Below are 22936 nucleotides of genomic sequence, written 5' to 3'. Positions count from 1 at the left end.
CCATAACCAAACCACGAAAAGACTGTGAGCAATCCCACTGAAACTGCTTTTTTAAAGCTTGTCAACCAGCATAAAGGTATTTTATATAAAGCCTCGCGGATCTATGCAGATTCTATAGAGGACCGGGAAGACCTGCAGCAGGAGATTCTTATCCAGCTTTGGAAATCTTATCAGAATTTCAAAGGAAACAGTGAGTTTTCCACCTGGATGTATCGGGTTGCCATCAATACTGCGATTACGTATTTAAAAAAGGAAAAAAAGAGATCCAATAACCATACAGATGCTCCTTCCCATTTTGAAGTACAGCAGGAAGATTATAATCCCACAAAAGACAGACAACTGGAAATCTTCTATACTGCCGTTCAGGAACTAAACTCTTTAGAAAAAGCCGTCATATTTTATTTCATGGAAGGGATGTCACACAAAGAAATAGGAAATAATTTAGGTCTCAGCGAAGGCAATGTCCGCGTAAAACTCAACAGAACAAAAGAAAAAATACAGCAAATCATAAAAAAATCAGGCTATGAATTTTGATCAATTAAAAGAACAATGGAATAAAGAAGACAGCGACGTCCATATTCCTGATACCATAGAACAGTTAAAGGAAAGCAAACACCCTATAGAAAAGATTCAAAAGAATATGAAGAGAGAGTTTCCTATGCAGATTCTTGCTATTATTCTGATTGCTTTTTTTCCTCTTCAGTTTAAATTTCCATCTTCACAGTACATTATTTATTATGTGTCTTATACAATGATGGTAGTTATTTCATCTTACTACCTGTTAGGATTTTATAAATTCTATAAGCAGACGGAACTTTACACCGGAAACACCAAAAACAGCCTTTGGAAGATATACCATGAACTGCGCCTGAACATGGAACGATACCAGTCTTTCGGATTTTTATTACTCCCTCATTTTCTGGTAACAATAGGACTTGTCATTTATAACACAATGGAAGAGCAGGGAAAATCTTTGACAGAACTTACGGCTTCTCATCAGCAGGGATTAATCATCGCTGTACTGCTAGGGACTTTGGGAGTCATTACAAGTATCGTTCTATGGACAAAATATATCTATGGAGGAAGCGCCAAAAAACTGGAAAATATCCTGAACGAAATGGATGAATAAGATCTTAAATTCTTATCATAAAACACTTTTTATACAACCTCAGATGAACTCTGAGGTTTTGTTTTTTAAAAAAATGTTATTTATCGTCTTCAAATTTATCTGAGGTTTTATTTTTCCGTAAATTTGCAAATCAGAAATAAATCATTATGGATTATGAGCTATTTTCATCCGATACATGATTTTCTGAATGATAAAAATTCTGTAATATGCTATCAAAAATAAATCCAACACAAACTAACAGCTGGAAAGCACTTGATGAACACTTCGGTGGAAATGACTTTGACCTTAGAACCCTTTTTCATTACAATCCGAACCGTTTTAATGAGTTTTCCCTGCAAAAGGACAACTATCTTTTTGATTATTCTAAAAATTTAATTGATTCCAGAACAAAGGATCTTTTATTACAATTGGCTGAAGAAAGCCAGTTAAAAGATGCCATTTCAAGAATGTTCTCGGGTGATAAAATAAACGAAACAGAAGGAAGAGCTGTACTGCATACGGCATTAAGAGATTTCTCAGACCGTGAAATTCTTGTGGACGGAGAAAATATCAAACCACAGATCAAAAGAGTTCTTGATCACATGAAATCTTTTTCTGAAAAAATCATTTCAGGAGAGCATAAAGGCTTCAGTGGAAAAGAAATTACGGATGTAGTAAACATCGGTATCGGGGGATCAGATTTAGGTCCTGTAATGGTTTGTTCTGCTTTAAAGCATTTTAAAACAAGATTAAACGCTCACTTTGTTTCCAATGTGGACGGAAATCATATTGCAGAAGTGGTAAAAGATTTAAATCCTGAAACCACTTTATTCATCATTGCTTCCAAGACCTTTACGACTCAGGAAACAATGACCAATGCAAACTCAGCAAAGGACTGGTTCCTGAAGGCCGGAAAACAGGAAGATGTAGCGAAACATTTTGTTGCTCTATCTACTAATATTGAAGAAGTTAAGAAGTTCGGAATTGCTGAGGAAAATATTTTTGAGTTCTGGGACTGGGTAGGTGGAAGGTATTCTCTATGGAGTGCGATCGGATTAAGCATCGTGCTTTCTGTAGGATATGAAAACTTTGAGCAGCTTCTAAGAGGTGCTTTTGATACTGACCAGCACTTCCAGACTGCAGATTTCTCGGAAAACATTCCTGTTTTAATGGGACTTCTGGGGATCTGGTATCGTAATTTCTATGCAGCAACCACGTATGCAATCTTACCTTATTCCCAATATCTGGACAGGTTTGCAGCATATCTTCAACAGGGAGATATGGAAAGTAACGGAAAATGTGTAGACAGAAACGGAGAATTTGTAGAATATGAAACGGGGCCTATTATCTGGGGAGAGCCAGGTACAAATGGTCAGCACGCATTCTATCAATTGATCCATCAGGGAACTGAACTGATTCCGGCAGACTTTATTGCCTATACAAAAAGTCCGAACAAAGTTTCAGATCACCAGGATAAATTATTAGCTAACTTTTTCGCTCAGACTGAAGCACTTGCCTTCGGAAAGCTGGAAGAAGAGGTTGAAGAAGAGCTTAGAAATTCAGGAAAATCCGATGAAGAAATAGATAGACTAGTCAATTTCAAAGTCTTCCACGGAAACACACCTACTAATTCCATATTATTCAAAGAGTTAACTCCTTTTTCATTAGGTCAATTGATAGCTTTATATGAACACAAAATTTTTGTTCAGGGAGTAATCTGGAATATTTTCAGTTTTGACCAGTTTGGAGTGGAATTAGGAAAAGTATTAGCCAATAAGATTCTTCCAGAGCTTGAAAATAATGAAGCAATAAGCTCTCATGACAGCTCAACCAACGGATTGATTAATTACTATAAAGAAAACAAATAGTAAGTAAAAAGAAAGTAAAAGTAAATCTATAAAGTAAAAAAGTAAAAATGGCAGAAATTCTTGACGGACTTAAAGTATCCAAGGAAATTAAAGCAGAGATCAAGGTTGAAGTAGAAAAGATTCTCGCAAGCAAAAGAAGAGCACCGCATTTGGTAGCAATTCTTGTAGGAAATAATGGAGCAAGCAAAGCCTATGTAAACTCTAAAGTAAAAGACTGTGAGGAAGTAGGATTTCAATCCAGCTTAATCAAATTTCCAAGTACAGTTTCAGAATCTGAACTATTGGAAAAAATTGACGAGCTAAACAAATCTAAAGCAGTTGACGGATTTATCGTTCAGTTGCCTTTACCAGATCAAATTGATCAGGAAAAAATCATCAACGCTATTGATCCAAGAAAAGATGTGGATGGTTTCCACCCTGAAAACTTCGGAAAAATGGCTCTTGAAATGGATACTTTCTTACCGGCGACTCCTTTTGGCATTTTAACATTATTAGAAAGATATAATATTGAAACTAAAGGGAAAGACTGTGTCATTATCGGAAGAAGTAAAATTGTAGGAAGACCAATGAGTATTCTGATGGGAAGAAAAGATTTCCCTGGAAACTCTACGGTTACCCTTACACACTCATATACGAAAGACATTGAAGAATACACGAGAAAAGCAGACATCGTAATTACCGCTTTGGGAGATCCTCATTTCTTAAAAGGAGATATGATCAAAGAAGGAGCCGTAATTGTTGACGTGGGTATTACCAGAGTAGATAATGACTCTCCAAAAGGATATTACCTTGCAGGTGACGTAGATTTTGACAGCTGCGCAGAAAAAGCGAGCTGGATTACACCGGTACCTGGAGGAGTAGGCCCAATGACAAGAGCGATGTTAATGAAAAACACCATCATTGCTTACAAAACTTCGGTCTATAACGACTAATTTTAAGATGAATAAAGAAGAAGATATTTTATTAAAAGAAGGTAAAATGCTCCCTGTAATGGAGCATTTTTACACTTTGCAGGGAGAAGGAGCACACACCGGAAAAGCCGCTTATTTTATCAGGCTGGGAGGTTGTGATGTAGGATGTCACTGGTGTGATGTAAAAGAAAGCTGGGATCCGGAACTCCATCCTCTGATGAATACAGTAGAAATTGCAGAAATGGCTGCAAAACATTGTAAAACAATTGTCCTAACGGGTGGTGAACCTCTAATGTGGAACTTAGAAGTACTGACTTCCAGATTGAAAGAACTGGGATGTACAGTACATATCGAAACTTCAGGAGCTTATCCTATGAGCGGACAGCTGGACTGGATCACCCTTTCGCCAAAGAAAACAGGACTGCCTAAAGAAGAAATCTATCAAAAAGCCCATGAGCTTAAAGTCATTATCTTCAACCAGCATGACTTTACGTTTGCACAGGAACAGGCTGCAAAAGTTTCTGAAAACTGTAAGCTTTATCTTCAGAGTGAATGGAGCAAAAGAGATGATATGTATCCTAAGATCACAGATTTTATCCTGGAACACCCGGAATGGCAGGCTTCAGTTCAGACTCATAAATATCTGAATATCCCGTAAAAAAGCTTAAATTAGCTGGGCTTATCCGCTATAATACCGATAGATGCAGAGAATTCGATACTCTAGATACCTGAAATCGATCATTATGTTGCTTGACCTCATGGTTATTGCATCTATCTTCATATTCTTTTTTATAAGCAGAAACGAAAGTTTAAAATACAATAAAGAAACCTGGTATCAGAATATTTTTTCTCTGATTCTGTTGTTTTTGTTCTGGGTGCTGTTGAGCGGTAGGACAAAAATATACAATATTCCGAGGAACCTTACTTATACCTTATTTCTTGAACGCCTTTTAATCCACTTCCTCTTTTTTATACTTGGCGTACTGCTTATAGGAAAGGTAAGTAAAAATGTATTTTTCAGTTCGGATATATACTGGCTCTCACTTTATCTTTTCATTTTCATCTTTCTTGTAAAATCACTAATTTATTTCGCGATCAAGTACTTACGATCACTTGGAGCTAATTACAGGAATGTCATGTTTTTAGGAGATAGCCACTCCACAGAGATCCTGAAAAACATTTTTACAGACCGTAAAGACTACGGATACAGAATATTTGAATATGAAAACTCTGAGATCAATATTGATGAACTGGTTACTTTCTGGAAAAAAAACGGGATACACACTCTGTTTTTATCGATGGAAAACTCCTATGATGAATGGATTCAGAATGAGCTTTTCAAATTGGCAGAGGATAATAAGATTCATATTTCATTGATTCCCAGCATCACACAAAGTGATTTTTTCCTGTATGATCTTGGATATATACAAACCCAGCCAGTCCTTAATCAGGCAAGATATCCTTTGGATTATTATTCTAATTTCCTGATGAAAAGGACGTTTGATATTTTGTTTTCTGTTATAATACTGGTTTTTATCTGCTCCTGGGTATTTCCCATCATTGCGGTTTTAATCAAAGCAACCTCCAAAGGCCCGGTATTTTTCCTTCAGAAAAGATATGGTTTCCATGAAGAGGTATTCAATTGCTTTAAATTCAGAACAATGGTTGTGAATGATGAATCCACAACCAAAACCACATCGGTAAATGATGCAAGGATTACCAGAGTAGGTAAGTTTTTAAGAAAAACCAGTCTTGATGAACTTCCACAATTTATCAATGTACTGAAAGGAGAAATGTCTGTGGTAGGTCCGCGCCCTCATATGCTTTCCGTTGACAATTATTATAAACCAAAAATCGGAAGATACAGCTTAAGAAGTATGGTAAGCCCAGGTATCACAGGATTAGCACAGGTAAATGGACTGCGTGGTGACTTCGGGGATGTGGAAGTAGAAATGAAAAAACGAGTCCTGGCTGATGCTTTTTATGTAAGAAACTGGAGTTTTGTACTCGATCTGGTGATTATTTTAAAAACCGTTTTCCTGGTTATAGGTGGAGATAAAAACGCAAAATAAAGAACAGGACCAGACCAATATTGAAATAATTTTAACACAAAACCAGGCTTTAGTCTTGTTCTCGACTCTAGCCTAATTAAATAAAAAAGTCTAATTTAGCAGTATGTTAAAAAAGTTTTTCACAGCAGTAGGGGAATACATGATCCTCTTGGGAAAATCCCTTCGGAAACCTCAGAAAATGAGGGTTTTCTGGAAGCTGTTCATGAGAGAAATTAATGATTTGGGAGTAAATTCTTTCGGACTTGTCATCTTCACATCCATATTCGTTGGAGCTGTTGTGGCTATTCAGATGTTCAACAACTTTGATGCTTCTTCTTTTCCTATTCCACCTTCATTTGTGGGATATGCTACGAAGGCGGTTTTGGTATTGGAATTTGCCCCTACTATTATCAGTCTGATTCTGGCAGGTAAAGTAGGTTCATATATTGCTTCCAGTATTGGAACTATGAGAGTTTCTGAACAGATTGATGCATTGGACATCATGGGAGTAAACTCACCCAATTTTCTGATACTTCCTAAAATTATCGCCTGTATGCTGTTTAATCCTCTTCTTATTGCTATCAGTATCGTATTTGGTATTGGTGGAGGCTATATTGCCGGGATTTTAACAGGGAACTGGACGGAAAACGACTATATCGTTGGTATTCAAATGTATATGCCTAATTTATTTATTTACTATGCATTTAGCAAGACTATCGTTTTCGCTTTTATCATTGCAACAGTTCCTTCCTATTTCGGATATTTTGTGAAAGGAGGATCTCTGGAAGTGGGAAGAGCCAGTACGCAGGCAGTGGTATGGACAATGGTATTTATTATCATTTCTGAATTAATTTTAACCCAATTAATATTAAGCTGATGATTGAGGTAAAAGATCTTAAAAAAAGTTTTGGTGATGTTGAAGTACTTAAGGGAATTTCAACTTCATTTGATAAAGGAAAAGTAAACTTAATTATTGGGCAGAGTGGTTCCGGGAAAACCGTTTTTTTAAAAAGTTTATTGAATGTCTATATGCCATCTTCAGGAGAAATCCTGTTTGACGGCCGGGATGTCAATACCATGAACAGGGATGAAAAACAACATCTCCGTTCAGAAATCGGAACCCTGTTTCAGGGAAGTGCATTATTTGACTCCTTAACTGTGGAAGAGAATATTATGTTTCCGCTTGATATGTTTACCAATCTTACCTACAGAGAAAAAAAGAAAAGGGTTTTTGAAGTTATAGGAAGAGTACATCTTGATAAGGCAGATAAAAAATACCCTTCAGAAATCTCAGGAGGAATGCAGAAAAGAGTTGCTATTGCCCGGGCGATTGTCAACAATCCCAAGTACCTGTTCTGTGATGAACCCAATTCCGGTCTCGATCCTTATACCTCTAAGGTAATTGATGATCTTCTTTACGAAATCACAAAAGAATATAATACCACAACCATCATCAATACTCACGACATGAACTCTGTAATGACGATTGGCGAGAAAATTGTATACCTAAGACTGGGAATCAAAGAATGGGAAGGGAATAAAGACATCCTGATTACCGCAGGCAATAAAAATCTGATTGATTTCGTTTATTCTTCAGAACTATTTAAAGAGCTGAGAGAATATTTACTTGAGAATAATAAAACGATTGAAACTACAACTACAAAAATAGACGATAATGAAAAAGGTACTTAGTATAGCGTTAATAGGATTTTCAATGTGGGCTTCTGCACAGATTTCACTGGCAGGTAAGGCTAACTTAATTTTTCCTACCGGCTCTCCTTCGTGGTCCAATATTAAAGGAACAGTGAATGATGCCATTGACGGAACAGGTAAAAATAATGTAGGTTTCAATGTCGGCCTTTCATTAAAAGTAGGTCTTCCTACTTCATTGTTTGTGATGCCGGAAATCTATTATACTCACTTCAAAAATGAGTTTACTACAGAGAACACTACTTTTGATGTTAAAAGCAACCGTATAGATGTTCCGGTTCTTTTAGGATATAACCTTTTGGGGAATATGTTAGGTGTTTTTGTAGGACCTGTTGGAAGTTTTAATTTAAACAAAGACAATACTTACAATGATTTCAAAGAAAATGCTAAAAATGACTTTACAGTAGGTTACCAGTTTGGGGCACAGCTTGAAATCAAAAAACTTATTGTAAATGCAAGATATGAAGGAGCTTTCAGTAAAGACGAAAGAAACTTTATCAACAGAGTTTCCGGTTCGGAAATCAGATATGATAACAGACCTAACCTGTTTATGGTAGGTTTAGGATATAAATTCTAATCAGATATTGAAATAACAACTTTAAACCCTCAAATTAAATTTGAGGGTTTTTATTTTGTTCTTCAAGTTCAGCCTGGCGTTTTGCAATGTCTGCAGCCTGTTTTTCAAGCTCTTCTTTGTCTTTCTGCAGCTGTTTGAATTCTTTTTTCTTCTGTTCCGCTTTTATAGCGCTTCCTTTGCTTACATAACCTACCATTCCTCCAATGATAAGCCCTATTCCTACTCCTGCCATTATTCCCATAATGTGGGAAATTTTTATTTGTTCTACGGCAAAGTCAGTAGTTAAATAGAAAAGTAATGCAGAAACAGCCAAAAGTATAAGTCCGGTAATTGATAAACTCTTCATAATATTGTGTTTAGGTGGTTATATAAAAAAGCCTTACCAAATTTACTAAAAATTTAATAAGGCCTTATTCAAGATTAAAATTCTAATTATATTTTTCCTCCCGCAGCCTTATAATATTCTAAAGCTTTCGGAAGATCCTTATTGATATCTGAAATTCTTGTTTCCGGATTCGGGTGGGTAGACAAGAATTCCGGTTGTCTTGAACCTGTAGATGCGGCTTCCATTCTGTTCCAGAAAGGGATTGCCGCTCTTGGATCATATCCTGCCATAGACATCAGGTAAAGCCCCATTTCATCAGCTTCTGATTCCTGACCTCTTCCGTATTTCAATAATGCCACCTGTGAACCGATAGGATATACCTTCTGGAAAACACTGGCCCATTGTGAATTTGAGATTGTTCCTCCCAGAATAGCACCTCCGTACTGGGCTACCATTGCCTGAGAAATTCTTTCGTTTCCGTGGCCTGCCAATGCGTGGGAAACCTCATGTCCCATTACTACGGCAAGTCCGTTATCGTCTTTGGTAACCGGTAATATTCCGGTATAGACAGCTACTTTACCACCAGGCATACACCAGGCATTCAGTTCGCTGCTTTGCAGAAGATTAAATTCCCAGCTGTAGCTCGCAAGATCTGCTGATCTTCCTATACTCTGATAATATCTTTCTGCAGCGCTTTTAATTCTGTTTCCTACATTTACCACTCTCTTTGCATCTGCCGTACCGGTAATCACCTTACCTTTAGACAATGTCGTCTTGTATTCCTGCGAAGACATTGTTAAAATTTCCGAGTTGTTGGCCAGCTGTAAAGACGATCTTCCAGTAATCGGGTTTGTAGTACAGGCAACAGCCGACAGAGCAATAGCTCCCATTCCTAATAGATGTGTAACTTTCATAGTTTGAGTGTTAATAATTCAACCTTAACAATTTTTATTCCAAAATAATTCAGAAAGAATATATTTGCATACATTTTGCTATTTAAATGTAATAATTATATCATTATGAAAAAGTATATTTCTTTACTGATGATTTTTGGATTTCTGTTCTTTTTTCAGAGCTGTGCTTCACAGGGTTCATTAGATTCGAAAACAGTGGATACATTAATCAATTCTCAGGAGTTTACGTTCCATGCAGAAAGAGCCAATCCTACGAATTATGACGTTATCAATGTCATGAATTCAATGCCTAATGCTACTGCCACGAGAATATTGAATCTGAATGGCGATTATACTATTGACGTAAGTAAAAATACACTGGATGTAGTGTTGCCGTATTTCGGAAGATTATTCAACCCAACCTATGGAAATACGAGTGATAACAGCTACAGATTTACCTCAAAAGATTTTACTGTAAGTAAAATTCAGAATAAAAAAGGAAAATGGACTTTAAAGTTCAAGCCTAATGATGTAAGAACTGTAGATGAAGTGAATATTGAAATTTTCAAAAACGGTAAGGCTTTCGTTTCTATGAGAAGTAACGACAGACAACCAATTAGTTATGACGGATATATTTCTAAAACTGAGGTAAAACAGGAAAAAGAGAAACCTTAATCTCTGTTTTTATTAGATAGAAATTTTTCTACAAATAATTTTGCTTCAGTACTTGGATTGGAAACCATGGCTGAAGCATTTTTTTTGTGCATATGATAAGCTTCTTCCACTGCATTGCTCTTTTTCATCAGGGATAAAATATATTCCTGAACCCAATATTCAAAGCGTTTTTCAGCTTGCTGAACACGGATTTCTTCAAAACGGCCGCTTTTCTTTTTCAGATCAATAAATTCGAAGATTCCATCATAAACCTCCTGTAATCCTTCGTTATGAAGGGCAGAGCCTAATAAAACAGGGATCTTCCAGCCTTTTTCTTTAGGCGGAATAAAATCCAGCGCTCTTTTTAATTCCAGTCTTGTATTCTTTGCTTTCTGAAGATTGTCCTGATCTACTTTATTGATGAAAATAAGGTCTACCATTTCCATGATGCCGCGCTTTATTCCCTGAAGTTCGTCTCCGCCTCCAATGATTTTAAGGAATAAGAAAACATCGGTAATATCAGCAACAAGGACTTCTGACTGCCCTACTCCAACTGTTTCGATCAAAATATAATCGTATCCTGCTGCTTCACAGATCATCATGGTTTCAAAAGTAGTATTGGCTACTCCACCCAGAAAACCTGAGCTTGGGGAAGGACGTATGAATGCATTCTCTTCCTTCGCAAGTTCTTCCATCCTGGTTTTATCCCCTAAAATACTTCCTTTATTGATTGCAGAACTTGGATCAATAGCCAAAACTGCCACTTTTTTGCCTTGTGTGATAACCAACCGGCCGAAGTTTTCTATAAAAGTGGATTTTCCGGCTCCTGGAACTCCTGTTACTCCTACTCTCACAGAGTTTCCGGTAAAAGGCATAATCTTCTTCAGAAGGTCTTCTGCCTGTACTCTGTGCTCTGCTTTTTTACTTTCAACCAATGTAATAGCTTTTGCAATCAGGCGTTTGTTTCCTGACTGTATTCCTTCTATTAGCTCTTCTGTAGAAAATTTCATTGATTCAAAATTAATAATTAAAATGGGAATGGTCAATACCCCAACCTTAATGATGAAACAAAAGACTTAAAATTTTATTCATTCTGAATTACAGATTTTTCATGAATTTAATTTTTATTTCTTCTAAATTAAAACTAGAACGCCCTGTGTCAAAGGCTTAAGGAATTTATTACATTTGTTATATCTCAAAAAGAAGAAACATGAAAAAACTCATCGCTGCGGCTTCATTTACTGCTATTTTGGTGGTTTCCTGTACGCCGAAAGCTGCTACATCCACTACCACTGCAGGAACATCTACATCTACTGCAGAACAGATTGCTCAAGGAAAAACAATTTTTGAAAACTCTTGTGGAAGATGCCATAAATTACCTGATCCTGCTTCACACAATCCTGTACAATGGGTAGGAATCATGAATTCTATGGCTCCAAAGGCAAAATTAACGGATGAACAGCACCAATGGGTTTATGATTATATTGTTTCTGTAAAGAAGTAATCATCAAACAAAAATAGGATATGAAAAAATTCATTTTAACAGGTATTGCGGCATCAGCATTTCTGGTGTCCTGCGGACCAAAAAGTGTGGCTGTTACAGGGCCAAAGTATACCTCATCTGAGCAATTGGCACAAGGGAAAACTATTTTTGAAAATTCCTGTGCAAAATGCCATAAGCTGCCAGAACCAACCAAGCATGACAACCAGGGATGGATCAATACATTAAGCAGAATGGCTCCAAAAGCTAAACTTACTGATGACCAGCATCAAATGGTGTATGATTATCTGATTTCTGTTAATAAAAAATAAGACTGCCTCAAAATTGTCATTCTGAACGAAATGGAACGGAGTGAAGAATCTCACGCTTATGGTTATCAATGAGATTCTTCCTTCGTCAGAATGACAGAAGTCAAATGATTTGACTTTTGAGGTAGTCATACTATTTTTATTATAAGTTAAAAAGCAGATTATTCCGTCTTTTTTATAGTTCTGTTTCTGGTTACCTTTCCTTTGACAAGTTTCTCTCTATCTTCAAGTATTTCTAGGGCTGCACGGTTGTAAGCAAATTTTTTGGCTTCTTTAAGGGTTCCTAAAGCTTGCTTATACTCAAAGTTTCTTTCCTGCAGAAGGGAGAGACAGTTCAAAATTTCCGATTTGTCAATTCCCTTTAATTTTAAAGCAAATTCAATTAATTTTTCTGCTTCTTTATAATCTTCGTTATTCAAAAGACACTCAATGTAATATTTGGGAGTATTGATATTTCCGATGTTACTCTGCATAGCTTCATCGAAGTATTTTTTAGCTGTTTCATAATCCTTCAATTCTTCTGAATATACTCTTCCCATCAGACAAAGGCTGTCGGCATCTTCAGGTTCATAAGACAGAGCATAGTTCAGAGCATCCATACATTCGGAAAGATTGAATGGAAAATAGTCTAATGCTTCAAAATAGTATTTACTTTTAGTTAAGGTCATGTCTGTAGTTTTTAAGTTCATTTTTTAGGACGTTCCTTTGTTTTTTGAATGTCCTGTCTTCATAATTCTTTTTAAAATCTGTTCCTGAAAATGTACGAACCGGATTTCCCCGTTCCACCTGCATCTGAAGAGACCAGGTTTCTTTCAGTTTTCGTTCGAGTTGTTGGATAAAAACAGCCATTACTTTTTCTTTAAGTCTGATAACAGATAGTCTTTTATTTTCCAGCTGCGAACGAGAGTCCTGTACAAAAACAGTTTCATTGGTAGGAATATAAGTAGCACGCACAGCGGTATTCACCTTGTTTACATTTTGTCCTCCGCTGCCCTGACTTCTCGTTGTCTGAAACCGGATATCTTTTTCATTGAAATCAATCATTTTTACATCGTCCAATTCAAAAATTCCGATAAACCAATTGCTTCTTTTGTGCAGTTTCCTGAATGTACTTTTTCCAATCCAGCAAACACTTCCCAGCCAGTTTTTTAAAAACAGGCTTAAGTCTTTTCCTCTTAGAAGTATGGTCACAGACTTTAGGGTTAGGTTTTCATCACCGTTTTCACGATGAATGATTTCGTATTCTATTGTATTTTGTTTTGCCTCTTCAAGAAAGGTCTTCAGAACCTTGGCTGCTACCCACTGGCATTCTAAAGGACCTCTTCCCGAAGTGATCTGTATTAATTTTTCCATTTTTTATGTTGGCATTTTGCTTAATAAAGGGTTTCCTACCGGATCTATTCCCTTTTGTAATAAATCTTTTGCAGCCATCACTGCCCAGCATTTGTCACTGGAATGAATATTTCTGTAAAACGAAAGTAAAATATCAGGTTTCACAATGGTAAAACCATTAGCTTCAATGGTTTCAAGACCATCCTTTTCAAAGAAGTCTATGGTAATTCTATGAAATTTTTCATTTTCCATCTCAACTGTTTTCTCATACCTGCGAAAGTTTTCTTCACTCGGCAGATGGTCATATCGGGTCCAGACTTTCTGGAACCCTTCCTGCTGAAGAATGATAACTACTTCTGCTATATTTTCTTTTTTTACAAAAACATCAATATCCTTGTGATCATGGGCATGTTTGTATTCTGTATGTCCTGTTTCAGACATGAAATGCCATGCCCAGCCACCTGATATAATGATTTTATCTTTTAATATATTTAAAATTTCGAGCCCTAACCGGATTCTGAATTCCGGCCAGACTTCACCGTATCTTTTTATGTTATGTGGTGCTCCCATTTTTTTGTTTTTTAATTGAACATTTTAAACCTTGTAGATTTTAAAATATTTCCTTGTTAAACCTTATAGGTTTTTGAAACCTATAAGGTTGTAAAGTATTAGACAAATTACCTATCCATTCTCACAATTCTCGGTTGGAATGTTCCCAGAATATCTACCAGCTCACTCTGTGCATTCATCACTTCATTGATATCTTTATAAGCCATAGGTGCTTCTTCTGCATTTCCACCCATCAGGGTAACATTTTTCAATTTCAGTTCTTTTTTGATGTCATGCTGAGTAAAAAGGCTTCTGCATTCCCCTCTTGAATGGGCTCTTCCCGCACCATGAGATGCTGAGTTCAGTGATTCCGGGTTTCCTTTTCCGCGAACAATGAATCCTTTTGCCGTCATAGATCCCGGGATCATTCCCAGTTCATTTTCATTGGCAGGTGTTGCTCCTTTACGGTGAACAATCAATTCTTTACTGTTATGGATTTCTTTCCACGCAAAGTTGTGATGGTTTTCAATTCTGGCTTTTACTCTTCCACCGACTGCTTTTACCAGCCTTCTGTGAATATCATCGTGGCAGGCTGAAGCATAATCTCCGGCAAGATTCATTGCTGTCCAGTATTCAAGTCCGAGATGGGTACTAAGATCCAGCCATGCGAAGTTTTGTGCTTCTTTTGGTAACGGACATTGTTCTGTTGCCACTCTTGAATAATACTGTGCGATTTCTGCTCCGAGGCCTCTTGAACCGCTGTGAGAAAGGATTCCCAGATATTTTCCTTTCGGCAGGCCAATCTGTTTATCTTCTTCGGTGATTTCTACTTCTCCGAATTCAACAAAGTGATTTCCTCCGCCTGAGGATCCCATCTGTTTGATGGCTTTTCCTTTTAATCTTCTTAAGATCGGGATCATATCGAATGTATCTCTGTCGAAAATCTCATGATCTATGTGAGATTTATGCGTTTCATACATTCCGAATTTTGTATGTTCGGCAAGCGCTTTTTCATATTTATCTCTTGCTCCTTCAAGATATGAAATAGGTGTATCCAAAATGCTAAGGCTCATTCTGCAGCCAATATCCATTCCTACTCCGTAGGGGATTACCGCATTTTCCACTGCCAGAACACCTCCTATCGGAAGTCCATACCCGCTGTGGGCATCTGGCATTAATGCTCCCTGAGTAGAAATAGGCAGTTTCAAAGCAGTATATAACTGATTTTTTGCCTCTTCTGAAATATTGTTTCCAAAAATCTGAAATGAAGCACGTTGTGAATTCAGCATTCTTTTTTCAGTTTTTTTGGATGAAAGCAGGGTTTCTGCAATTTGTCCGAAGGTGAGATCTTTTTCAAAATTCTCCGGATTCAGCAGGATTTCCTTTAAAAGAGATTTTACGTGATGAATATTTTTCGTTGCAAAATTTCTTTTCATGACTTCCAATGCTACGTTTACGCTTTGGTTATTTGGATAGCCCAGTTTTAATATATCTTTTCCTTTTAGTTTTAAATTTCCCATTGTTTTTGTTTTAAATAACAGTTGGACCTATAAGTCCTGTAAGCTTTCTGCAATCTCTGTTGCAGACATTGTGCAGGTTGCATATTTCCTGCCTTTGATAAGTGGAATATCTTCTCTTTTCCTTTTCCATGGATATGATCTTCCATAAATTGTTTTGTGGATAATACCAACAATCTTATGTTGTCCTAAATAATCGTCCAGTTCTGCACATTCTTTTTCTAATTCAAAATTTACAGGTTTATAATGGGTAATCATATTAGGTCTTGTACGCAGGGTAAATCTCCAGGATTCGGTAAATTCGTAGTAAGGCACATAAGTCTTCCGGGCAGAACAGTATTCTTCCTGTTTCAAAAAATACTGTCTCTCCCTTGGAGTGAGTCCCAATTTTGGATCATTCCATGAATATGAAGAGATCTGTTTGAGCTTCTGTACTCTTTCTACATATATTCTTCGTCCGAATTTTCTTTTCTTTTTCAAAAACTGACGACTTTCCGAATACATGTAGGTGTTAATCTTCTTCAATATTCCTTCAAAGAAATCTCCGTCTTTAGATCTCAATACATCTTCCCTTACTGCAAAGAATCTTACAAATCCTCTTTGATAAGGTTTATCCAAAGGAATCCATGGGGTATTTCGTCTTATGTCCCAAAGTTCATCACTACGTTGATATTTTTTTCTTATCTGCTTTTCTACATCTTTTCTAATTGTTCTTTTTCTGCTTCTCACGCTTCTCAGCCGGTAAAACAGAAAGTTATCATTTTCCATTGTTTACAGAAGTATGATGTAAGATTGTAGAAACTGAATTCTTTTATCTCACACAACTTTTAATCAACTAAAACATTAGTTGAATGGATTAATAATAGACGGTTACAGTGTGAAGATATAATTCACCTGCTTCGTCTGTAATGACACTAAAAAAGATTTCGGGTAAACCTGAGAGTTTGAAATATTGCGCAATAAAAAACCCGAAATCTCTACGACTTCGGGTTCTGATATTTCATTGTACTGTTATTCTAAGAATGTACCAAACCGCGAAGCCTTACCACCATAAGTGGCAATCCAACTGTAGAATTCTGTTTTGTTCTGAACATTGCTTCGTTGTTTTTTTATTGGTTAAACTTGATTTTCAGGTGCAAATATATAAATTTTTCTGAGAATCAAAATTATTTTTTTCACTTAAGGTGAATAATACTGAGAAAAATAGCATCAATAACTTTTGTCATTCTCTTTGTATCGAGGGTTTCCAGAGTGTCTGTAGGTTTGTGATAATTTTTATTTCTGAAAAAAGATGAATCCGTGATCATGAGTGCCGGAAAATCAAAATTCCAATAGTTGAGATGATCGGAAAAGTCTATTCCAGCCACAAATTTAGGTGCTGAAAAAGTTTCTGCTTTGATCTGCTTTGAACCTTTAAAATTGCTAATAAAGTTTTTTACAAACGGACCTGCCCCACTGAACTTTTTAGCTAAAGTAATAAAGTCTCCTTTATCACCGTAAAACCATGAAAGGATCCCTAAAGGAAAGCTCTGTGATCCTTTTTCATCTCTGAAATATCCAATCATTTCCACGCTGGCCATTCCATACACATCAATATTATTGTCTTTTAAGTATTTCGCATGGACATAACTTCCCATGTTTTCGGTTCTGAAATAAGGAGGTTCTTCCAAGGTATAAGCCACAAGATCTATTCTATAGTTCAGCTTTTGTCCTTTAAGCATTCTTGCCAGTTCCAGGAGGGCTGTAACTCCGGTTGCATTATCATCTGCACCCTGCTGATCTCCGCAAACATCGTAATGAGCTCCTATGATGATCCGTTTTTTGTTTTCTGTTCCAAAAGAGGTAATTACGTTCTTATATATTTTCCCATCCACTTTATATTCCTGGTAAGCGGTGCTGTCCCCATAGGTATTGAAAGTCTGATGAATATAGTCTGCAATGGTATTCAGCTGATCAATATTTTTATGATTACGGAATTGTGGAGTTTGAGTAAGTGCCGTCAAATGCTTTTTAACCATAGCGGTGTCTGCTACAACCCGCGAACTTTGTATCAGTATATTTTTCTTATCTGAACCGGGCAGGAAAATCCCTGTAATAATAAATAAGCCTACGAGAAGAAACAGTTTTTTCCTCGTAGGCTTTATTATATTTTTCAGATTCATAGGATATGCTTTTAATTTCTGTGCTGAAATTAAAGCTTTTCTGTTTATTTTTCTAAAAATCTTTCCAGAATTTCCACTGCACATTTCGGAAGGTTGGTCCCAGGTCCGAAAATGAAGTCTGCGCCGTTGGCATACAGGAATTCGTAATCCTGCTGAGGAATTACACCTCCTACCACAATGGTGATATCATCTGCACCCAGTTTGGATAATTCTTCTACAACCTGCGGAACTAATGTTTTGTGTCCGGCGGCCAATGATGATACTCCTAAAATGTGAATATCATTTTCTACGGCCTGTTTAGCTACTTCTTCCGGTGTCTGGAACAATGGAGCGACATCCACGTCAAATCCCATATCTGCAAATGCGGTTGCTACTACTTTTGCTCCTCTGTCGTGTCCGTCCTGTCCCATTTTAGCGACCATAAGTCTTGGGCGGCGTCCTTCTTCTTCTTCAAATTTCTGAGTCAGATTAAGGGCTTTTTCAAAGTATTCGTTTTTACCGGCATTCATTGCGTATACACCAGAGATTGTTTTAATATTTGCTTTATATCTTCCGAAGGTTTCTTCCATGGCATCACTCATTTCGCCAAGGGTAACTCTTCTTCTTGCTGCTTCGATACATAATGCCAGAAGGTTTCCTTTTCCTGTTTTGGCACTTTCACGGATTTCATTGAGGATTTGTTCTACAGCTTCAGTATTTCTTTCAGCTTTAATGGTGTTCAGCCTTTCGATCTGCTTTCTGCGGACTTCTGTATTGTCAATGTCTAAGATTTCTATTTGATCTTGTTTTAATGAGGATTTGAATGAATTGACTCCGATAATGAATTCTTCTCCACTGTCTATTTTAGCTTGTTTCTTAGCTGCAGCTTCTTCAATTCTCATTTTTGGAATTCCGGCTTCAATAGCCTTGGTCATTCCTCCTTCCTGTTCTACCTCATCAATATACCTCATCGCTTCTTCGATCATTTGCTGGGTAAGGCTTTCTACAAGATTACTTCCTCCCATCGGATCTACAACATCGCATATTCCGCTTTCCTGCTGAAGAATGATCTGTGTATTTCTTGCAATTTTTGCTGAATAGTCTGTAGGAAGGGCAATGGCTTCATCCAATGCATTGGTGTGGAGAGACTGTGTTCCTCCTAATGCTGAAGACAACGCTTCTATTGCTGTTCTTGTAATATTATTGAAAGGCTCCTGCTCTGTTAAAGACCATCCGGATGTTTGGGAATGGGTTCTTAATGCGAGAGATTTTGGATTCTGAGGATTAAACTGTTTTAAAAGGGTTGCCCAAATGTATCTTGCGGCACGCATTTTAGCAATTTCCATGAAATGATTCATCCCGATTGCCCAGAAGAAAGATAGTCTTGGAGCGAAATCGTCTACGTTCATTCCTGCTTTGATTCCTGTTCTCACATATTCAAGGCCGTCTGCCAGTGTGTATGCCATTTCAAGTACCGGTGTAGCACCAGCTTCCTGCATATGGTATCCGGAAATGGAAATAGAATTGAATTTTGGAATGTTTTGCGAAGTATATTCAAAAATATCTGCGATAATCTTCATGGAAGGTGCCGGCGGATAGATATAGGTATTTCTTACCATGAACTCTTTCAAAATATCATTCTGAATGGTTCCAGAAAGCAGATCCTGTTTTACACCCTGCTCTTCTGCAGCTACGATATAGAAAGACAAAATGGGAAGTACAGCTCCATTCATTGTCATGGATACTGAAATCTGATCCAATGGGATTTCATTGAAAAGTATTTTCATGTCTTCCACAGAATCGATGGCAACTCCTGCTTTTCCTACATCTCCTACTACTCTTGAGTGGTCAGAGTCATATCCCCTGTGTGTTGCTAAGTCAAATGCTACTGAAAGTCCTTTCTGTCCTGCAGCAAGATTTCTTCTGTAAAAAGCGTTGGATTCTTCGGCAGTAGAAAACCCTGCATATTGACGAACCGTCCATGGTTTTTGAACATACATGGTAGAATACGGTCCTCTCAGATAGGGAGCAATTCCTGGAGAAGTCTGCGTTAATGATTCATCTTTTACATCATTTTTTTCATAGGATGATTTGAGTTCAAGCCCGTCTTTTTCAAAATTGTAAATCTCTCTTTCCTGAGGTGATACACTAAAATCCGGTTTTTTCACAGAAATTGTCTTTCGCATTCCAATTATTTTTGTCCCCGTAAAGTTAATTTTTTTGAACGAAACATGAAACTTCTGTTAACGTTCTGTTTTTCTATTTTTTAGGGAAAGAAAAAGGCCGGACAAATGCCCGGCCTTTCTTATTGGTATATCGTCTGCTTATTTTTTGATAAGCTTCGTATTGTAAGTATTTTTGTCATCTTTTATCGTGATTACATACATACCTTTGATTAATGAAGCAACATTAATTCTTTGTCCATCAATCTGCCCTTCCTGAGCTAATCTTCCGTCAGCAGTATAGATTTTATAATCTGCTTTTCCTTTAAGGTTTTTCACTTCAACGAAAGTATCTGCAGGGTTCGGATAAATTGAAATTTCGGTTGATTTAACATCTTTTGTTTCGTTTACAGCAAGAGTACCTGTAATTTTCACAGGCAGATCCATTACTGAACCTCCTCCAGTTGAGATGTCTCCACATGCACTTGCTAAAGCAGCAGTATTATACTTTGTAACAATTCTCATTCTTAAAAGCTTATCTCCAGCATATGTTGTTGAAGGCACTGTAAAGTTTTGTGCTCCAAAACTTACACTACCCGGAGGAACTCCTCCTGAAACAGTAATTACTCTTTCAGATATCTCAAACACTCCATTTCTGTTATAATCAATCCAAACAGAAAGATTTAAAGGAACATTCGAGTTACTAAATGCTTGTCTCACTACGGGTGTAATAGCGTATGCTGTTCCCTGAACCAAATTAACAATCTTGCTAGGATCCTCAGATAAATCTTTATATGATCTTAATGAAGGATCATCATAAACAAGGTTTGATATTGTTACTTTTCTGATTGCTCCGACATACGATGTCCCTGAATTCATTATACAGTAATCTATTCCAGTCTTTAAGCCATTTGTTTTAAATACATAATTATTAGAGAATGCACCAGGAACACTATTTACAACAGCTGCTACCTGCACTTCATAATTTGTTTCATCTTCAAGACCTGTTAATACAACTGAATTCGTTGTACTTGTTGTATTTGACCAGCTTGAAACGCCTTGTTTTCTATAGTTAACAGAATAAGTTGCTCCAGGTACGCTATTCCAAGATGCTCTGGCTGTTGTCTTAAACACCTCTGTGCTTATTGTTGTAAGCCCTGTTGGAGCAGCAGTTGTAGAAGTAGGTGCATCTGCAACAGTAACCTGAGGAGAAACGGCATAGAAAACGTTACCAATTGATGATACTCTCAACTTAATTGGTGTCGTAATTGTATTTGGCATCTGCACTGTGAAGCTACCTGTATTAGGTGTAGAAGCTACTAAGTCTGTCCAGGTTGCTCCATTATCTGAAGTATAATCAATCTTTACGTTAGGTGAGTTATAAGGAGCTGTATTTGTATTGGCTACTTCCCACTGAATAACGTTATTAGCATTTTTATATAATACTGATGATGCAGTAAGTCCGTTAAACTTAAAAGGACCATCATTTCCAATGACTGTATTAACTTCTGAAGAAGATAGCATTGGTCTTTGTGCGTTTTGATCTCTAACAGTTACGGCATAACTTACCGTTCTAGGAACATAAGATACAGTTTCCCAATTTGGATTAGGATTATTTGCAGCATCAGTTTTATTAGTCAGAATTCCATTCATCACTAGAGGAAGGCTTGGGAAATATCTTCTTCCACTAGCTGTTCCAAAACGTGATCTTGTTAAAGCCCCCTGTGTATTGTATCCCCATCCTGTATCTCCGGAAATTGAAGCTAGGGCGGTAACACTATTTGTCTGCTCCCATGTGTAATTAATAGCATCTCCTTCTGCATCTGTTGCGGATGCATCAAGATAATAGGCGGTTCCTTTAGGAACTGTATATGACGTAAGTGCCGCTATTACAGGTGGTGTATTATTAGTAATATTTTCTGACGTACCACATGTTGCAGGCTTACCTTCTAAATTCGTTAAAATCTGATCCACGGATTTATAGTGGAAATAGGCATCTGAAGACATTTGAACATTATCACTTGTAATCCCCGCATATCCCATAATAGTAGTTCCTCCTCCTGGTTCTACATTAACATTACTTCCTTCCGATTTATTTGAAAATGTATGATTCCCTCCTAACTGATGCCCCATTTCATGAGCTACATAATCAATATCAAAAGAATCTCCACTTGGAACATTATTAGATGGTGAAGTAAACCCTGATCCTTTACCCGCAGGTACACTAGTGGTAGGGTCGACACATATACAACCTATACATCCGGCATTTCCACCTCCTCCTGAAGCACCGAATAAGTGTCCGATATCATAGTTTGCATTAGTTACCTCCGCTGTCATAGCATTCTGAAGTTCAAGATTCCAAGCTCCAGCTACACCATCATCAGCAATTGAATAAGGGTCTGTATTTGGATCTGTATAGATAACATTCGGGAAGTTCTGAACCAATAATTTTATTCCAAAGTCTTTTTGAAATACTCCATTCACACGGCTCATCGTGTTGTTGATTGCAACCAATGCCGGGGCTCTCTTTTGATCATCAGTAGCTGTAGCAGGTACACCAGCCAAATTCATAAAGTATTGGGTATATTCTCCTGTAACAGAAACTGCTAACCTGTAAGTTCTGAATTTTGTACTTGATGGTCTGTTAGTGATTCCTACGTTAGAAAGAGTCTTTTTTCCATTAGCTTCTAATGCTTTAATGTCTTTAAAATTCTTTTCATCTGTAGCACATTCAAATCCGTGTTCGCTTTCTGTTCTGTTTGTTTTATAGAAAACACCATAAACCTGTTTATCTGTAGTAATAGGTTCTATGAACTGAAACTTTCCGTCTTTGATAATCATTGACTGCATTTCAGTAGGTGCAGTACTGAATCTTACGTATTTCCCTGGATCATCAACTCCTACTCCTACATAAGACCCTAACTGATATCTGTCTGCCATAGATTTTTCTATAACAGGGTCGCTATATACTGCAAACTTTTCAATCTTTCCTTCTGCAGTAGGCAGAGATACAATAACAGCCTGAGCTCCTTTTCCTGTCTCTACAGCATCTTTTAAAATATTTCTAAGCGACTGAAGATCAAACCTGTAAGAGTATTGAACTTCTACTTCTTTTCTGATCTGAGATGTTCTTTGTGAGGCCGGTTCCCACCTCTGTGCATTAAAACTGGACAATCCAGCAGCCAATGCACAAACCAGTAAAATTCTTTTTTTCATAATTATTGAATTAATTTAGAATTAATAAACTTTAAATATCCGCCATAAAAATACTAATTATAAACACAACAACATAGAAAAAACGGCTTATTTTAAATTAAACAAGCCGTTTT

23 protein-coding genes are annotated in these 22936 nt (G+C 37.1%); 12 read left to right on the top strand and 11 right to left on the bottom strand.

Annotated elements, in window-relative coordinates; genetic code table 11:
• The first annotated feature begins 24 nt into the window (after positions 1-24).
• The 9 genes from SFA27_RS01175 to SFA27_RS01135 all read left to right on the top strand — a co-directional run bounded on the left by SFA27_RS01175 (position 25) and on the right by SFA27_RS01135 (position 8225).
• Positions 25-534 (top strand): RNA polymerase sigma factor, encoded by a 510-nt coding sequence (locus tag SFA27_RS01175; protein WP_407295602.1) that lies wholly within the window; start codon positions 25-27, stop codon positions 532-534.
• On the top strand, positions 524-1129 hold the full coding sequence (locus SFA27_RS01170) for a hypothetical protein (RefSeq protein ID WP_047377308.1): 606 nt from the start codon (positions 524-526) through the stop codon (positions 1127-1129). Before SFA27_RS01175 ends, SFA27_RS01170 begins: the two co-directional genes overlap by 11 nt.
• A gap of 206 nt (positions 1130-1335) precedes the next feature.
• Positions 1336-2976 (top strand): glucose-6-phosphate isomerase, encoded by a 1641-nt coding sequence (gene pgi, locus SFA27_RS01165; RefSeq protein ID WP_047377307.1) that lies wholly within the window; start codon positions 1336-1338, stop codon positions 2974-2976.
• A 47-nt stretch (positions 2977-3023) separates the two neighbouring features.
• Entirely contained in the window at positions 3024-3908 is an 885-nt protein-coding gene (locus tag SFA27_RS01160; protein ID WP_047377306.1) for a bifunctional 5,10-methylenetetrahydrofolate dehydrogenase/5,10-methenyltetrahydrofolate cyclohydrolase, read from the top strand.
• Positions 3909-3915: 7 nt separating this feature from the next.
• A complete protein-coding gene (locus SFA27_RS01155) occupies positions 3916-4545 on the top strand; it encodes a 7-carboxy-7-deazaguanine synthase QueE (RefSeq protein ID WP_047377305.1) in 630 nt (209 codons plus the stop codon).
• A 43-nt stretch (positions 4546-4588) separates the two neighbouring features.
• Positions 4589-5959 carry an exopolysaccharide biosynthesis polyprenyl glycosylphosphotransferase gene (locus SFA27_RS01150; RefSeq protein WP_047377304.1) on the top strand — a complete coding sequence of 457 codons (1371 nt, stop codon included), beginning with the start codon at positions 4589-4591 and terminating at the stop codon, positions 5957-5959.
• A 103-nt stretch (positions 5960-6062) separates the two neighbouring features.
• On the top strand, positions 6063-6815 hold the full coding sequence (locus SFA27_RS01145) for an ABC transporter permease (protein ID WP_047377303.1): 753 nt from the start codon (positions 6063-6065) through the stop codon (positions 6813-6815).
• The gene (locus tag SFA27_RS01140; RefSeq protein WP_047377302.1) at positions 6815-7630 is read left to right on the top strand and encodes an ABC transporter ATP-binding protein; all 816 of its coding nucleotides are present in this window, start codon (positions 6815-6817) and stop codon (positions 7628-7630) included. The genes SFA27_RS01145 and SFA27_RS01140 overlap by 1 nt, the downstream gene beginning before the upstream one ends.
• Positions 7614-8225 carry an outer membrane beta-barrel protein gene (locus SFA27_RS01135; protein WP_047377301.1) on the top strand — a complete coding sequence of 204 codons (612 nt, stop codon included), beginning with the start codon at positions 7614-7616 and terminating at the stop codon, positions 8223-8225. The genes SFA27_RS01140 and SFA27_RS01135 overlap by 17 nt, the downstream gene beginning before the upstream one ends.
• 34 nt (positions 8226-8259) lie before the next feature.
• Here the strand turns inward: SFA27_RS01135 and SFA27_RS01130 are convergent, their stop codons facing one another.
• Both SFA27_RS01130 and SFA27_RS01125 read right to left on the bottom strand, forming a co-directional pair.
• Entirely contained in the window at positions 8260-8571 is a 312-nt protein-coding gene (locus SFA27_RS01130; protein ID WP_149835431.1) for a hypothetical protein, read from the bottom strand.
• A gap of 86 nt (positions 8572-8657) precedes the next feature.
• A complete protein-coding gene (locus SFA27_RS01125) occupies positions 8658-9464 on the bottom strand; it encodes a M48 family metallopeptidase (RefSeq protein WP_264519276.1) in 807 nt (268 codons plus the stop codon).
• Positions 9465-9569: 105 nt separating this feature from the next.
• Here SFA27_RS01125 and SFA27_RS01120 point away from each other — a divergent pair, with 105 nt between their 5' ends.
• Positions 9570-10118 carry a DUF4251 domain-containing protein gene (locus SFA27_RS01120; protein WP_407295595.1) on the top strand — a complete coding sequence of 183 codons (549 nt, stop codon included), beginning with the start codon at positions 9570-9572 and terminating at the stop codon, positions 10116-10118.
• Here the strand turns inward: SFA27_RS01120 and meaB are convergent.
• Positions 10115-11107 carry a methylmalonyl Co-A mutase-associated GTPase MeaB gene (meaB, locus tag SFA27_RS01115; RefSeq protein ID WP_407295592.1) on the bottom strand — a complete coding sequence of 331 codons (993 nt, stop codon included), beginning with the start codon at positions 11105-11107 and terminating at the stop codon, positions 10115-10117. The genes SFA27_RS01120 and meaB overlap by 4 nt on opposite strands.
• Before the next feature lie 200 nt (positions 11108-11307).
• Between meaB and SFA27_RS01110 the strand changes: the two genes are divergently transcribed.
• The gene (locus SFA27_RS01110; protein ID WP_047377296.1) at positions 11308-11601 is read left to right on the top strand and encodes a cytochrome c; all 294 of its coding nucleotides are present in this window, start codon (positions 11308-11310) and stop codon (positions 11599-11601) included.
• 20 nt (positions 11602-11621) lie between these two features.
• Positions 11622-11909, top strand: a complete 288-nt coding sequence (locus tag SFA27_RS01105) for a c-type cytochrome (protein WP_034692685.1) — start codon at positions 11622-11624, stop codon at positions 11907-11909.
• A gap of 158 nt (positions 11910-12067) precedes the next feature.
• On the opposite strand, the gene SFA27_RS01100 is transcribed toward SFA27_RS01105, so the two are convergent.
• From SFA27_RS01100 to SFA27_RS01065, 8 genes are all read right to left on the bottom strand, one after another.
• Positions 12068-12574, bottom strand: a complete 507-nt coding sequence (locus tag SFA27_RS01100) for a hypothetical protein (protein WP_047377295.1) — start codon at positions 12572-12574, stop codon at positions 12068-12070.
• Positions 12561-13259, bottom strand: coding sequence for a peptide chain release factor H (gene prfH / locus SFA27_RS01095; protein ID WP_407295587.1), 699 nt, complete (start codon positions 13257-13259; stop codon positions 12561-12563). The genes SFA27_RS01100 and prfH overlap by 14 nt, the downstream gene beginning before the upstream one ends.
• Positions 13260-13262: 3 nt before the next feature.
• Positions 13263-13808, bottom strand: coding sequence for a hypothetical protein (locus tag SFA27_RS01090; RefSeq protein ID WP_407295585.1), 546 nt, complete (start codon positions 13806-13808; stop codon positions 13263-13265).
• A gap of 107 nt (positions 13809-13915) precedes the next feature.
• Complete coding sequence (locus SFA27_RS01085) at positions 13916-15307, bottom strand: RtcB family protein (RefSeq protein WP_407295583.1); 1392 nt, start codon at positions 15305-15307, stop codon at positions 13916-13918.
• 27 nt (positions 15308-15334) lie between these two features.
• Positions 15335-16072 (bottom strand): hypothetical protein, encoded by a 738-nt coding sequence (locus tag SFA27_RS01080; RefSeq protein ID WP_407295581.1) that lies wholly within the window; start codon positions 16070-16072, stop codon positions 15335-15337.
• Between the two features lie 407 nt (positions 16073-16479).
• Positions 16480-17466: a M28 family peptidase gene (locus SFA27_RS01075; protein ID WP_407295578.1), complete on the bottom strand. Its 987-nt coding sequence runs from the start codon at positions 17464-17466 to the stop codon at positions 16480-16482.
• Positions 17467-17510: 44 nt separating this feature from the next.
• Positions 17511-19631 carry a methylmalonyl-CoA mutase gene (gene scpA, locus SFA27_RS01070; protein WP_047377290.1) on the bottom strand — a complete coding sequence of 707 codons (2121 nt, stop codon included), beginning with the start codon at positions 19629-19631 and terminating at the stop codon, positions 17511-17513.
• Between the two features lie 138 nt (positions 19632-19769).
• Complete coding sequence (locus tag SFA27_RS01065; RefSeq protein ID WP_407295575.1) at positions 19770-22823, bottom strand: reprolysin-like metallopeptidase; 3054 nt, start codon at positions 22821-22823, stop codon at positions 19770-19772.
• Positions 22824-22936: the final 113 nt, after the last annotated feature.

This window comes from Chryseobacterium sp. HR92 (assembly GCF_045689405.1).
GTDB classification, from domain to species: domain Bacteria; phylum Bacteroidota; class Bacteroidia; order Flavobacteriales; family Weeksellaceae; genus Chryseobacterium; species Chryseobacterium viscerum_A.
Note: the sequence above shows the minus strand (reverse complement) of the source record. Positions and strands in the feature narration are given on the sequence as shown.